Annotated in this window: 1 protein-coding gene; it reads right to left on the bottom strand. The window is 56.2% G+C overall.

The window, feature by feature from the left end:
• On the bottom strand, window positions 1–384 hold a 384-nt coding region (locus LZP73_RS19380; protein ID WP_234236544.1), incomplete at both ends, for a metallopeptidase TldD-related protein.

Raw genomic sequence — 384 nt, 5'->3', positions numbered from 1 at the left:
CATCAGCTCCGTCACCACCAGCCCGGTGCCCATCTCTTTGAGCATTTGTTCGAAGCTTAGCCCTTGTCCGGCAATCCGCCAGTTGTGAATACCGCCCGCATGTCCGGTGCTTTTCAGCCCCAGTTTCCGCGCCGAATAGCTGGTCAGCAGCCACTGAGTCAGGATGCCATCTTTGACGATATCGCGGCGCTCGGTGCGCACACCTTCGCTGTCGAATGGTGTAGATGCCAGCCCTTTCAGCAGATGCGGATGTTCTTCAATTGTCAGCCAGTCCGGCAGAATTTGTGTACCGAGCGAGTCGAGCAAGAAGGTCGATTTACGGTAGACCGCACCACCCGCTATCGCCCCCACCAAATGACCAAACAACCCTGTTGCCACTTCATT

Source organism: Shewanella sp. AS16 (genome assembly GCF_021412365.1).
Lineage (GTDB): Bacteria > Pseudomonadota > Gammaproteobacteria > Enterobacterales > Shewanellaceae > Shewanella > Shewanella salipaludis.
The sequence above is the reverse complement of the archived record's forward strand: the minus strand, read 5'-3'. Positions and strand labels throughout refer to the sequence as shown.